9 protein-coding genes are annotated in these 13,670 nt (G+C 70.5%); 5 read left to right on the forward strand and 4 right to left on the reverse strand.

The window, feature by feature from the left end; translation table 11 throughout:
- Window positions 1-2: 2 nt before the first annotated feature.
- Both RIF23_RS07760 and RIF23_RS07765 read left to right on the forward strand, forming a co-directional pair.
- Window positions 3-1,472, forward strand: coding sequence for a class I SAM-dependent methyltransferase (locus RIF23_RS07760; protein ID WP_310912089.1), 1,470 nt, complete (start codon window positions 3-5; stop codon window positions 1,470-1,472).
- Window positions 1,473-1,523: 51 nt separating this feature from the next.
- Complete coding sequence (locus tag RIF23_RS07765; protein ID WP_310911728.1) at window positions 1,524-4,646, forward strand: sacsin N-terminal ATP-binding-like domain-containing protein; 3,123 nt, start codon at window positions 1,524-1,526, stop codon at window positions 4,644-4,646.
- A gap of 267 nt (window positions 4,647-4,913) precedes the next feature.
- Here the strand turns inward: RIF23_RS07765 and RIF23_RS07770 are convergent, their stop codons facing one another.
- From RIF23_RS07770 to RIF23_RS07785, 4 genes are all read right to left on the reverse strand, one after another.
- On the reverse strand, window positions 4,914-5,537 hold the full coding sequence (locus RIF23_RS07770; RefSeq protein ID WP_310911729.1) for an AIM24 family protein: 624 nt from the start codon (window positions 5,535-5,537) through the stop codon (window positions 4,914-4,916).
- Window positions 5,538-5,630: 93 nt separating this feature from the next.
- Window positions 5,631-6,392, reverse strand: coding sequence for a DUF3027 domain-containing protein (locus tag RIF23_RS07775; protein WP_310912090.1), 762 nt, complete (start codon window positions 6,390-6,392; stop codon window positions 5,631-5,633).
- A 128-nt stretch (window positions 6,393-6,520) separates the two neighbouring features.
- Window positions 6,521-6,907 carry a cold-shock protein gene (locus RIF23_RS07780; protein WP_310911730.1) on the reverse strand — a complete coding sequence of 129 codons (387 nt, stop codon included), beginning with the start codon at window positions 6,905-6,907 and terminating at the stop codon, window positions 6,521-6,523.
- A gap of 650 nt (window positions 6,908-7,557) precedes the next feature.
- On the reverse strand, window positions 7,558-8,502 hold the full coding sequence (locus RIF23_RS07785; protein WP_310911731.1) for a hypothetical protein: 945 nt from the start codon (window positions 8,500-8,502) through the stop codon (window positions 7,558-7,560).
- 98 nt (window positions 8,503-8,600) lie between these two features.
- On the opposite strand from RIF23_RS07785, the gene RIF23_RS07790 reads away from it, so the two are divergent.
- The 3 genes from RIF23_RS07790 (at window position 8,601) to RIF23_RS07800 (ending at window position 13,659) form a co-directional block, all read left to right on the forward strand.
- Window positions 8,601-11,288: a helicase-associated domain-containing protein gene (locus RIF23_RS07790; protein WP_310911732.1), complete on the forward strand. Its 2,688-nt coding sequence runs from the start codon at window positions 8,601-8,603 to the stop codon at window positions 11,286-11,288.
- A complete protein-coding gene (locus RIF23_RS07795; RefSeq protein WP_310911733.1) occupies window positions 11,281-11,670 on the forward strand; it encodes a hypothetical protein in 390 nt (129 codons plus the stop codon). Before RIF23_RS07790 ends, RIF23_RS07795 begins: the two co-directional genes overlap by 8 nt.
- 222 nt (window positions 11,671-11,892) lie before the next feature.
- Entirely contained in the window at window positions 11,893-13,659 is a 1,767-nt protein-coding gene (locus RIF23_RS07800) for an ATP-binding protein (RefSeq protein WP_310911734.1), read from the forward strand.
- Window positions 13,660-13,670 lie beyond the last annotated feature (11 nt).

Consider the following 13,670-nt stretch of genomic DNA (forward strand, 5'->3'; position numbering starts at 1 on the left):
CAGTGCCCGCCGTGGCCGAACGCCTCCGCAACGCGCTGCTCGACATCGACTACACAAGTACCGGCATCCGGGACCGGCTGGGCAGCACCGCCGCCCGGGCCCTCGCACGAGACGAGCTGGTTCCCGCCCTCCGGGCCACGGGAGGCGAGGAACCACTGGGGCTGCTGTTACGTCTGTGGTGGCTCGGGGAGTCGGTGCCGGCCGGCCCACTCCGCACGGCCCTACCGCTCGACGAACTCACCGACGCCGGTCTGATCCGCCCCGATTCGAGTGGCGACACGATCCGGGCCACCCTGCAACTGATTCCCTGGGACACCACGGACGGCCGACCCGCTTTCGTCGTCGCCGACCATTCCGCACGTCCGGGACAGGCACCCCCCGGGCCCGACCATGTGGTGCGGGCCGGGGCCGCCTCGGCCTCCCTTCGGGACCTGCTGGTCCCGGGGCCGGTGGACCGAGCACTCGACCTCGGGACCGGATGCGGGGTCCAGGCGCTACACCTGGCCGAGCGTGCCGGGCAGGTGTGTGCCACCGACGTCAACAAGCGGGCGCTGCGCCTGGCCGAATGGACCTTCGCCCTCTCCGGCGTCGACCGGGCTCATACCCGCGCCGGATCGCTGTACGAACCCGTGGCCGCGGAACAGTTCGATCTGATCGCGGCCAACCCCCCGTTCGTGATCACGCCGGAGCGCGCGCACTACAGCTACCGCGAGTCGGATCTGCCCGGCGACGAGGTGTGCGCCCAGATCGTGCGTTCGGCCCCAGCGCACCTCACCGACGGCGGCTGGTGCCAACTACTGGCGAACTGGCTGCACGTCGACGGGGAGGACTGGCGGGACCGGGTTGGCGACTGGGTCTCCGGAACCGCCTGCTCGGGATGGGTGGTCCAGCGCGACGTCCAAGACCCCGCAGAGTATGTGGAACTGTGGCTCCGGGACTCGTGCGAGGTCGGCACCCCCGAGTACACCCGCCGCTACGACGCCTGGCTGGACTACTTCGAACGCCGGGGAGTCAAAGGCATCGGCTACGGCTGGATCTCCCTGCGCAAGGACTCGGCGGCGGACGCCACCGTGCGGATCGAAGAACTGCGCCACGACGTGGAGCAGCCTGTTGGCCACTACCTGCCCGACGTGGTGGACGGGGCGATGACCGCGCACCGGCTCACCGACGCCGCGCTGCTGTCGGCGCATGTCGCACTCGCGCCGGGCGTCGTCGAGGAACGAGTGGGGGTGCCCGGCGCCGCCGATCCGGAACAGATCCTGCTGCGACAACGCGGTGGCCTACGCCGCGCGGCCCAGGTCGGTACCGTCGAGGCGGCGCTCGCCGGAGTCTGTGACGGCACCATGCCGGTGGGGCCACTGCTGGACGCAATCGCCGAGCTGACCGGGCAGGAGGCCTCCGCGCTGCGGGAGTCCACACCCGAGACCCTGCGCGGGCTCATCACCGAGGGCTTCTTCCGGGTCGCACGCTGAGCGGGACCCGGCCGCCTTTCGGGCCAGCACAATCGGCAAGGAGCCGCATCGTTGCACACAGCAGACCCCTTCGACACAGCGGAACTCCGACGCCGGGTGCTGAGCGCCTGGGCGGACTCGCCCGCCCGGTTCCGAGCGGACGCGAACCTCGAGGATGACTTCGCCCTGGACGGCTACCGGGATCGACTCCTGGTCGAGCTGGCACAGAACGCCGCGGACGCCGCGCGCATGGCCGGCCAACCGGGGCGGCTACACCTGTGGCTGGCTGAGGGGGAACTGCGTGCCGCCAACACCGGGGTGGAGCTGACCGCTGCGGGTGTGGAATCGCTTGCGACGCTGCGCGCTTCCGCCAAACGATCAGCGCCCGACACCCCTGCCACCGTGGGCCGGTTCGGTACCGGATTCGCTGCTGTGGTGCCCGTGGCACAGCGGGTCACGATCGCTTCCCGTTCCGGGACGGTCACCTGGGACCGGGAATGGGCCACAGCGGAGGTCCGCCAGCACGCCGCCACGTCGACGGGCCTGGCCACAGAGCTGGACCGGCGCGACGGGGCCGTTCCGCTGCTGCGTCTGCCCTACCCGGACCAGGGGCTCCCCCCGGACGGCTTCACCACCGAAGTGCGCATCACGCTACGGGCCACGGGGGACACGCCGAGCACCACAACGCCCGCATCCCAGGAGGCGACTCGGGAACGAATCGCCGAGGAGCTCCGCACGGCCACACCCGCGTTGCTGCTGGCGCTGCCGGACCTCGCCGAAATCCGGATCGAAACTCCCGAGTTCACCCGCGAGCTGAGCCGGGACAGTATCCCGTCGCGCACGGCCCGCCAACGCACCCACGTGCGCGCCAGCGGCACAGCATCGGCCGGGGAGCCCGCGACACAGTCCACGGAGTGGCTCCTGGTCAACAGGGACGGCATCCACAGCGACGCTGCGCTGGCACAACGTCCCCGCGAGGAGCAGGAGCGGGCAGGCTGGCACATCACCTGGGCACTGCCGGTCACCGAAGAGAATCGGTTGGCCGACTGGCCTGCGGAGGTCGCCCGGGTCGTGCACGCGCCCACCCCGAGCGAGACACAGCTGCACCTGCCGGCCCTGCTTCTCGGCACCTTCCCCCTTGCGGCAGACCGGCGCCAGCTCGCCATGTCCGAAGCCACAGACGCCATGCTGGACGGCGCCGCCGAGGCCTACGGGGAACTGCTCACCCTCCTGCCCGCCGAGGCCGCGTTGGACCTGATTCCCGAGGCGCTGCCGGCCGGAGGCGAATTCGACGCGCAGCTGCGGCGTCGGCTCGAACAGCGGCTGCCCGAGGTTCCGTTCTTGCGCAACGCCCGCGCAGAGGAACTCCGTCCTCGGGACGCCGTGGCCCTGCCCGGGGGGCCACACCTGGCCAGCGTGCTGGGGGAGCTGATGCCGGGGCTCCTGCCCGGCCTGTGGAACCACCACCGCGCACTCCCCCGCCTGGGTGTCAGCCGCATGTCCCTGGCGGAACTCGCGGACGCGCTGGTCGAAGTCACGGCGAAACCGGACTGGTGGCGTCACCTCTACGCCGCACTGCGGTCCGCGGGGGACCAGGGAGCCGACCTGCACGACCTGGGGGCACTGCCCGTCCCCCTTGCCGACGGCCGCGTCGTACGGGGTCCGCGCGGACTCCTGCTCCCCAGCACCGACACAACCATCCAGCCGGAGCACCTGAACCCCTTGGGGCTGCGCATCGTCGACCCGGCGGCCGTGGATCCCCTGCTGGAACGGCTCGGAGCCGTCCCCGCCAGTCCCACCGCCCTACTGACCGATCCGATGACGCGTGCTGCGGTCGAATCCTCCCTGGACGCCGAGGACCCCGAACCGATCGCGGACTGTGTCCTGAACCTGGTGGCCGCCACCGACGTCACCGCGGACACCGAACCGTGGCTGGCCGAACTGGCGCTCCGCGACGACGAGGGTAACCACTGCCCCGCAGGCGAGCTCCTGTTCCCGGACAGTCCGCTGCGGGACCTTCTGGTCGACGACGCCCCGTTCGGGGTCCTCGCCCCGGACGTGGCCGGGTGGTACAGCGCCCGAGCCCTCCACGCGGTCGGAGTCACCCACGGCTTCACCGTCTTCCGCGCGGCCGACGTGCCCCTCGATCACCCCGAGGCGCTGCACGAGCTTCCCCTGGACGGGATCGAGGAGTGGGCGGCGTTTGTCACCGGGCGCTTCGGCACCGGCCAGAACGCCGTCACCGCCGGCGAACTCATCGGCCTGCGCGACATCGAACTGGTCCGCCCCGATGCCTGGCCCCAGGCCCTGCACCTGCTCACCGCGCCCGACACGCGGGCGGCCATCGTCACCCCAACCCGGATCCACCGGCCCGACGCCCCGGCACTGGACGTGCCCGCGCCAGCCGCCTGGTGGCTGGGCCGACACATGCGGCTGGAGTCGGGAACCCCGGTCCACACGCGGCGTAACGACGCCGACGAGGCGCTCCAAGGGCTCTATCCGCCGGCCCCCGACCTCATCGATCCCGAACTTGCCACCGCACTCGGGGTGCGCGGGAGCCTCGTGGACCTACTGTCGGAACCGGACGGCCCCGACGAACTGCTGACGCGCCTCGCCGATCCGCACCGCAGCATCTCCCGAGACGGGTTGGAACACGTCTGGCGGGAACTGGCGCGGCTCAGCCCGGACCGGCTCCACCCGCCGGAACACACCCGCGGCCTGTGGGTGGACGACTCCGGGGTGACCACGGAGATCGTGCTCGCCGAGGCCGAAGACCTCGTGGTCGTGGACGCCCCGGACCTGCTGCCGCTACTCACGGAGCAAGCGGTCATCCTGGCTCCGGCCCAGCGGGCCACGGACCTGGCCGACGTCCTGGACCTCTCCCTGGCCAGCGAAGAGCACCCCGCGGTGGTGACCTCACACGGTCGGCAACGCGCGGTACCGCAGCTCGTACGGGACCTCCTACCCGACGCACCCGACACCTACGTGCAGCACACCGAACTGCGGGTGGACGAAATTCCGGTCAGCTGGCGTTACGTCGACGGCCAGGTGCACGCCCAGAGCGTGGAGGGGCTCGCCCGAGGGCTCGCCTGGGCCAGCGGGGCGTGGCCCCGCCGAGCCCTGGTCGCCGAGATCCTGCACAACCCGGCGTCGACCGCACGTCTGCGCGACGAACGTGCCCTCGACCCCGAGTAGTCCGGAAGACGGAGAGAACGCCCCCGATCGGCGGGCCATGCGCCGCGCGCGTGCTGGCTATGGGATCGGCCCTCGGGGTGGAGTTGCGGTGGTGCTGGCATCTGGGGGGTTGCCCCCAGGCAATGGGGGGCGGGAAAGGCTGATGGGGGTCACTGAGCACGCATCAGGCCGGGCGAACCGCGCCCGGGCTGCGAACCCGGCCCCGCGACGCGACACCACGACAGCCCTACAGCAAGACCACCGTCATGGTCACCCCACCACCGCGACCTAGCTGGACGAACCTGCTGCCGCAGGCGGCCCCTCAGAGGGTTGCACCAGGGCGAATCCGTCCCCGTCCAGGGCCAGTTGGAACGCCTCCCCGCTGCCGCGCCCGATCAGGGATCCGAGTTTGACCGTGCTGTTCACGGTGGTGTTCAGGTGTGTGGACCAGGCCACCGCGGCGGAGGTGTCCACGAACACCGGCTGGCCCGCGCGCACGGGCAGCGCAACCGGCGTTCCGTAACAGGCGACAGCAAGTCGCCCGTACCCACTGATCACCATGCCGAACAGGCCACCGGCCATCATTCCGGCACCGGAGACCCGGTGGATGTTCCAGTCTAGACTCGCGTCAAAGGCAAGGACGTTCTCACCGCTGACCGTGACCGAGTCGCCGCGCAGGTCGATGAGGTGGATCTCGCAGGCGTCCCGCGCGAGGTAGACATCCCCACGGCCAGAAACCCGCATCAGGGGAAGCCCCTCGCTGGTGAACGCACGCTTCATAAACCGGCCGACACTGCCCGCTCCCTGGTAGGCGAAGTCCACCGCGCCCTGGTAGGCGGCCATCGCCCCCTGGCGTGCCAGAACCTGACCGTCGAGGCACACGCGCAGCATGCGCGGGTTCTGAAGAAACATTCCGGGCTGCCACTGCTGTGGTGTGGAATCGAATACCGAACTCTGCACCCTGGTCCCTGCCCTCTCGAGGTTGGCCCTGCGCGGCGGTCCGGGTCAGCCCTCCCGGGCGCTCACCAGTTCCAGCTCGCTCGTGTCATCGAAGACCACCGTGTCATAACCCAACTCGTCGATGACCGGCGCGGGGGCTTCCTCCGGCTCGGTGGGGCGGGACACCTCCGAATGTGCCCCGCAGCCGTGGTCGAGAGACACGACCCTGCCGTCGTCGGGGGCGTACTCGTTGGCGCACACGCCGAACATCTGGCGCATCTCGCCGGCCAGCGGCAGCAGAAAACCGCAGCTGCCACAGTTGGCGGGCGCACTCGCCGCGATCGCACTACTCGGTCCGGACTCGCCCGAATACCAACGCTGCGCGGCCTGGGCACGCCCGGCCTCACTCAACACCCGGGACCGGCCCAGCCCCAGCTCCCAGCTGATCTGGCGGTCCGTGCCCTCCTCGGCCAGCTCACCCTCCAGGGGGACCTGGCCGTATCCGGGCGCGAGACGCTCGTCATCCTCAGCGGCCGGCAGGATGTCACCCACCCCGAGATCGCCGGGCAGCAACCGCTCTTTCCACGGCACCCAGCTCGGCGCCAACAGCGCACCGGTACCCGCGACCAGGGCAACCTCATTGACGGTGACCCGCCGGGCACGGGCGGCGCGCACGACGGTCACCGCGTAGTTCCATCCCGGGTAGGCCGGGTCCAGGCAGGAGAACCGGTGGGTGACCAGGCGGTCGCCCTCTACCGTGGCCGAGATATGCTCGCCAACCCATTCGGGGCGGCCGATCTCCGTGGCCACGGAGCGGGCCAGCTCCACGGCCTCCATGCAGGCCTTGTCTGCTACGGGACTACGACGCGAACGGCTCACAGCTCCATTTTCGCTGATAGCAGTCACTGCATACGCCACCCGGTCGCCACCTGTGGGCCGGGGCACCCACGACAGTCCTAGGAGGGGTCCAGGTCACCGGCGACCGCGCGCAGTACCTGAGCGACTTTCTGCGCCTCCCGACGATCCGGATGCTTGCCCCGCCGGTAACTCTCGGATACCCCTTCGAGCAGCTTGATGAGATCCTCTACCAGGATCACCATCTCGTCGGGCTTCTTGCGCTGTGCACCACTGACCGACCGCGGACTGTCCAGGAGCTTGAGGTGGAGAGCCTGCGCTCCCTTCCGCCCCTCGACGACGCTGAACTCGACCCGTTGACCGGAGCGTAGGCTGGTCGTTCCCTGCGGCAGGACAGAGGAGTGCACGAAGACCTCACCGCCATCATCGCGGGTGAGAAATCCAAACCCCTTGTCGCCGTCGTACCACTTGACCTTGCCGGTGGGCACGTGTGACCTCGCTGCTCGTATCGGACCCAGAAATCAAGGAAGCCCGCGAGCAGGTCACCCGCACACGTCGCGCGCCTGCCCACACAGCTTCCCACCCCCCATGTTCCCACGGGGACAGCCTCAGGCTACTTCCGGTGCGGAAGCAACGCGAGAGTTGTGTCCGGCCCGCCGCGCCCCCGGCCACTTTCGGTCAGCACCGCCGGGAACCGGGACGACGTATGGGAGCCCGGACAGCCCGAGCCCCCATACACGGCGCCGTCCACCGCCGGTTGCGGAGTCAGGGACGGGGCCCGCGGCAGGGGCGCCGTTGTCCACGGTGCCGGCGAGGATCCGCTGTGGCTCAGTCGGCTCCCACCGAAACCACGGTGCGCTTCCGCTGGCGCACGGAATGCAACGCAGCACCATACCTACCCCCTCAAGCGCTGCAACATTCTGACAACGTCGCAGGTCAACCCACATTTTACGAGGATTTGCCGGGCGGTGACCCACCCTGACGCCCCGCCGCCGGCAGTCGGCACGGCCCACACGGACAACCACCCACCGGAACCACACCACCCGCAGGCACCCCATCACCGCGCCCCCACCCTCCGTTGGCCGTCGTCAAGGGCACACCGCGATGGGACGCGCTCCCCCACACCACGGCCCCGAGGTCACGACGCCTCGTCGACACGTGCGTTCGGGGCACGCACGATCCGTGCGGCGCGCCAGGCGAGGTAGAAAAAGCAGGCCACTGTCGCGATCTGGAGTCCCAGTAGCCCGGTGTCCAGGAGTGAGTGCAGCAGGTACTCGTCGGGGTAGGGCTCCCAGCCGTACTGCTCCTCCCAGGCGCTACTGTCCCACAGGGCCATCGCGACCATGGTCGCGACGAGAGGCACGCCCACACCCACCCACCGGTCGGCCGTATGCCACAACCGCCCCAGAACCAGCTGCACCGCGGCGATCGGCCACAGGAAGGACACGGCACTGATCAGCCCGGATATCAGATAGACGAGCAGGGCCACGATGTCGAGGGGATAGTGTTTTGCGGCGTACAACAGCCGCACGAACACCAAGCCCGGATGTAACTGCCACTTCCGCCCCTCCCATGGGGGGAGCTCTCCGCTGGTGGACGCGGTCCCGTTCGGGGATTGCGCACTGGCACCACCGGGTGTGTCCTCGGTGCTCCTGGCGGTCTCGCGTCGATAGAACGTGGTCCGTTTGGGACCGCCCTTCCACGGGGGTGGGGCCCGTCGGAGCCGGACGGGACGGGCCAACACCCCGATATCGCGCCGCCCGGACGGTGAGGTCATCGCCTCCTCATCGGTCTCTGCGGCGTCCCCCTCCGCCGCGGTCGCGCGGCCGTTCGGTGCGGCCGAGTTCGAGGTGTCGTGGGCCGTGTCGCCGCACTCCCGGACCACGAGCTCCCGTGGCGTGCCGAGGCGGTCCAGGACCCGCCGCACCTCGTGTTCCCCACGTTCGGAGGACAGCTGACTGTCGATCCGTTCCCGCACCTGGTCGATGTAGTGCCGACGTTTCGTCGGGGTGAGGTACGGCGCCGCTTCTGTTCCGATCTTGGCCAGATAGTCCAGGATCAGCTGATCCGCTTGCTGCGACATGCCCCTATGGTGCCGCAGACAGCGCACGATTCCGAGGCGCGTAGCCGCCACGCCTCCGGGCAGCGGCCCACGGGGCCGGTTCGCTAGCGTGAGTACCGATGCACGAGGATCTGGACGATACCGAGCTGGTCACCTGCCTGCGGGAGCGCAGCAGTGCGGACCCGGCCACGCTGTCCGCCCTGTTCTCCGCACGGCCGGACCTGATGACACCGGTTCCCAGCGACCTGGCGGCACTCGCACGGCGCGCCGTCTCCCGGGCGGCGCTCGCCCGGGCCCTGGACGAGCTGGACCGGCCCAGCCTCGAGGTCCTCGAAGGGGTGCTCGTGTACACCGAACATCCCCGCACTCCGGCAGAGCCGGGAGCGAACCGGGAAGAGCTGGCACAGGCCCTGAGCACCCCGGTAGCACAGCTGGACCCGTACCTCGAAACCCTGGCCGGCCAGGCCCTGGCCTGGAGTGTCGATGGTCGGCTGCGCACGACACCGAATCTGCACGCGCTCCTCACCGAACCGGCCGGTCTGGGGCCCAGGATGCGTTCCCTCCTGGCGGGGTGTTCCCCCGAACGTCTGCGGATGCTGGTGCGGGACCTGGATTTGACCACGATGACCCCCGAGGAGCATGTTTCGGAACTCGCGGACGAGCTGGCCGAACCCAACCGGGTGTCAGCGGTCCTGGAGGAGCTGGACCCCCAGGCCCGCTCCGTCCTCGACCGGCTGACCTGGGGGCCACCGCGCGGGACCATCAGCAGTGTCCGGCATCCCGTGCCACGCACCGAGGCCGCCTCGCCGATCGAGAGCCTGTTGGCCCACGGTGTCCTGGTCCCGTCCGGGGAGACCACCGTGACCCTCCCCCGCGAGATCGCGTTGATCCTCCGCGGTGGACGGCTGCGCCGCTCCCCGATCGAGGGACCGCCCGAACTCACGGGCAGTAGCCTCCCGATGGAGCAGGTGGACCGGATCGCCGCAGGTCAGGCGTTCACGGTTGTGCGGGGCCTGGAGGATCTCCTGGACTCCTGGGCGGAGACTCCCCCCGCGGCGCTGCGGGACGGCGGCCTGGGGGTGCGGGACCTACGCCAGGCGGCACGGCTCCTCGGCACCGAGGAAACCGCGGCCGCGGTGGTGTTGGAGGCGGCACACGCCGCGGGCCTGGTCAACACGGCGGGTGGTGTCGGTGGAGAGTGGCTGCCCACCGTCGCCTTCGACGCCTGGCGGGCGGAGGATCCGGCATACCGGTGGCTTCGCCTGATTCAGGGCTGGCTGGCGGCGCCGCGAGCTGCCTCCCGCGCCGGTACCCCCGCCTCGACGGGGAGCACGAGGAGGCCGCGCAGCGTGCTGGGGCCCGGCCTGGACCACACGGCCGCCCCGTTGGCGCGGCTGGAGGTACTGCGTCTGCTCGCCGAGCTCCCCGGCGGGTTCGCCCCGCAGGAGGAGGCACTGGCGGCGCGGCTCACCTGGCTTCGCCCGCGACGCAGCCGCAGTGACGAGGTGGAGTTACGCGCCGAGGCCCGAGGGGAGGCGGCGCTGCTCGGCCTGAGCGGGCGCGGTGCTCTGGCCACCCACGCCCGGATCCTGGTGGCCGGGTTGACTGACCCACCGACCCCGGAAGGACCGGGTTCGCAGGAGCAGCGTCGGGCGACGGCGGCCAGCGCCGCACCAATGCCCGACGCCGGGACCGCACGCAACGGCCACACGGACACCGCCGGGACCGGCGAGGGCGACACGTCCGACACCCCGGCCACTCCCGATCCAGACCCAACCGGTGGCGAGACGGAGGTGGACCGGCGGGTCGTCCAGGCGCTCGCCGCCCATCTTCCCCAAGCCGTGGAACACGTGCTCGTGCAGGGGGACCTCACCGCGGTCGCGCCCGGGCCCCTGGTGCCACATCTCGCCCGCGAACTCGAACTCTGCGCCGAGGTCGAATCCACCGGGGGCGGCACCGTCTACCGGTTCACCGAAAGCTCACTCCGCCGCGCCCTGGATGCGGGACGGGGCGCGGAGGATGTCCTGGCCCTGCTGCACACCCATGCGGCCACCCCGATTCCCCAGGCCCTGGAGTACCTCGTTCGGGACGTGTCCCGCCGGCACGGCCGCCTGCGTGCGGGGCGTGCCTCCAGTTACCTGCGGTGCGACGATCCCCTCCTCCTGGACGAACTGCTCGCGGATCCCCGCGTGGGCGGACTCGCCCTGGCGCGCCTGGCACCCACGGTGGTCGCGAGCTCCGTACCGCGGCCCACCCTGCTGGAGCGGCTGCGGGAGCTGGGGTACCACCCGGTTGCCGAGGCCACGGACGGTAGCACCCAGATCCGACCGGCTCAGGACCGCCGCGCGGAGGGAGTCGCAACCGGTTCCCCACCCCGGGAACCGGTCCCCGGAACCCGCCCGCCCACCCACCTGTGCACCGCTGCGGCACGAGCGGTGCATGCCGGGGATGCGGCCGCCCGCCAACACCGAACCGCGGTGGCCGAGCCGACGGGCCGACCTCCCCGTGCGGCGACCGAGGAAACACTCACCACGCTGAGTGCCGCCGTAGCCAGTGGCGTCCCCCTGTGGATCGGCTATCTGGACGCCGAGGGACAGTCCAGCAGCCGGATCATCGAACCCGCACGCCTCGACGGTGGCTACCTCACCGCCTATGACGCGACTCGGGCGGCGGTGCACCGCTTCGCGATCCACCGCATTACCGGCGCGGCCCGAGTGGACGAGCAGGATGCCACCCCGGCCACGGCGGATTCTGATGGGATGGCCTCCGCTATCTCGACGGGTACAGGGGACGGGGATCATGAGTGATGAGCCGCAGACACGGCAGCCCCAGGGGAGTCGGTCCACGCCACGGCCGCACCCCGCGGACGACACGACCGCGGACTCGAATCCGGAGGCGACCGGTCCGCACGCGGGCAGCAGCGCCTTCATGGTGTTGGTGCTGCACATGTTCACATTCGTGTGCTGTGCGAACTGGATCTTCGGACCGCTCGGGATCGTACTGGCGGCCCGGGGGGCGATGGCGCGAGACCGCGGCCGCTACACCCAGGCGGACAACCTCGTGTGGTACGCCTGGCTGGCTCTGGGGGCCGGCCTGGTGATGCTCCTCGTCATGATCATCGTCACAGTCGTCCTGCTGCTCCTGGGTATTCCGTTCCTCCAGGAGCAGGCTGAGCTCGTGCCCTACTAGCCCGCCCCTACCGGAGCTACGTTTCGAACCTCCCGCTGTTGCGGGAGTTTCCCGAAAACGGCCATACGGTACGCGGGCACGGAGTACACTCGTCCGTGCCCGTGAGCGCCTGGCACATCGCACGTTCTGAATGCGCCAACCTCGCTCCGGGGCTTGGTCGCGGTCCGGTTGTGGATCGCCATCGCAGTCACCTGTCCCCAACCTCCCGTGGGGTGCGCACCGATGTCTGACCATGCCGTGAACCGCATCCGCTCCCGGAACTCTCCGCAGGCGCGGGCGCTGGCCGTCCTGGGAGGCGTACTCGCACTCTCGGTTGGCCTGTTGGTCGTGGCAGCACTAACCGTCCCGCCCACCGGAGCAGTCGGCGGGATCCTCCTCACCGGCAGTATCCTCGCGGCCGCCCTGGCCCTGGCTGCCCCACTCGCCGTGTACTACGCCGAAACCGCGCGGCAGGCCCAGCAGACCAACCAGGAGCTGCGGACCCGACTCGACCGCATGGACCGGGAGGCGGACCACCTGGTGCGGGAGATTCTTCCGGTGCTCGGGCAGCGCGCCCGGTGCGAGGTCGACGTCACCGCCTCCGGCATCGCGCCGGGATCCGGCGGTGACCACGACGGAACCGAACCGCGGGCGAGTGCCGACGCCATCCGCAGTGGGCTTCCCACCCCCGTACACGCGGTCTACCAGCACCTGCTGCACGCCGTGTCCGAGGAGATGGTCACCACGCGCCTCAGCCGCACGGACACCACCGGATCCGGAGCCGACTCCGAATCCGAGGTGAGTACCGCTCTGGACACGGAGACCACCCGATTCCTCGACGAACTTCTTCCGGAGCTGGTGCACCGGGTGCGGTGGAAGCGACAGTCTTCCGACACCGTGCTGGACAACATGGACGAACCCGAGCACGAGATCCTGCACCGGCTGTGGGAGCCCCTGGTGCAGGAACTCAGCACCTCGGAACGCCGGGGGGCGGCGGCGATGTCCGCCTGTGCGGGTGCGGCCGCCCGGATGCAGGCCCAGGTGACCACCCTGCTCGCGGAGCTGCGCGAGCTGGAGGAACGGTACGGCGACCAGCCCAGGATCTTCGGGGATCTCCTCGACGTGGATCACCGGGTCTCCCAGATGGGACGCATGGCCGACACGGTCGCCGTGCTCAGCGGAGGACGTTCCGGGCGCCGCTGGACCAAACCCATCCCCATGGAGGGCATCCTGCGTGGCGCCATGGGCCGGATCAGCAGCTTCCGCCGCATTCGTACGCACTCGACCACGGGAGTGGCCGTGGTGGGCTACGCCGCGGAAGGGGTGATCCACACCCTGGCCGAGCTCATGGACAACGCCACCGGCTTCTCGGCGCAAAACACCGAGGTGCACGTCTATGTCGAAGAGGAGCCCACCGGTGTTGTGATCCGAATCGAGGACGGTGGGCTGGGCATGCGCTACCGCGAGCGCCGGCGCGCCGAAGAGATCCTCGAACATCCCCAGGACCTGACCGCACTGTTGGGTACGCGACTGGGACTCGCCGTGGTGAGCCGGCTGGCTGCGAAGTACAAGTTCACCGTGAACTTCCGCCCCTCGTCCCGCGGCGGTACCGGCGTGGTCGTGCTCCTGCCGCACCACCTACTGACCCATTCGGGCGAGGATCGCACCATTCCACCGAAGGAGCGGGCCGCCGCCCGCGCCGAGGCCCGCCGAAACCGGCGCGAACAGGCCGCGGTCACCTCCGGTGCCGGCAACGGCGCGGCGAACACCCTGACGACGGAGCAGCCGCAGGCCACGGAGGACTCCACGGAACAGCACAACGACCCGAACAACCTGCCCCGACGCCGGCGCGGGGCCACACTCGCCGCCTCCCTCCAGGAGGCACCCGCCCCGCCTCGGGAACGGTCGGATCAACCCCGCAACCCCACCACCCGTTTCGCCGCCTTCCAACAGGCACGCGCCCAGGCCCGTTCGGAGTCCCCACCGTCCGAGCGGGAGGAGTCCGAATAGTGGGCCGCGCG

The organism is Lipingzhangella rawalii (genome assembly GCF_031628175.1).
Lineage (GTDB): Bacteria > Actinomycetota > Actinomycetes > Streptosporangiales > Streptosporangiaceae > Lipingzhangella_A > Lipingzhangella_A rawalii.

Bases quoted from the DNA above. Each gene is read 5' to 3' on its own strand.
- RIF23_RS07770 (WP_310911729.1), bottom strand. From the start codon at position 5,537: ATGTTTCTTCAGAACCCGCGCATGCTGCGCGTGTGCCTCGACGGTCAG.
- RIF23_RS07785 (WP_310911731.1), bottom strand. From the start codon at position 8,502: ATGTCGCAGCAAGCGGATCAGCTGATCCTGGACTATCTGGCCAAGATC.
- RIF23_RS07790 (WP_310911732.1), top strand. From the start codon at position 8,601: ATGCACGAGGATCTGGACGATACCGAGCTGGTCACCTGCCTGCGGGAG.
- RIF23_RS07795 (WP_310911733.1), top strand. From the start codon at position 11,281: ATGAGTGATGAGCCGCAGACACGGCAGCCCCAGGGGAGTCGGTCCACG.
- RIF23_RS07800 (WP_310911734.1), top strand. From the start codon at position 11,893: ATGTCTGACCATGCCGTGAACCGCATCCGCTCCCGGAACTCTCCGCAG.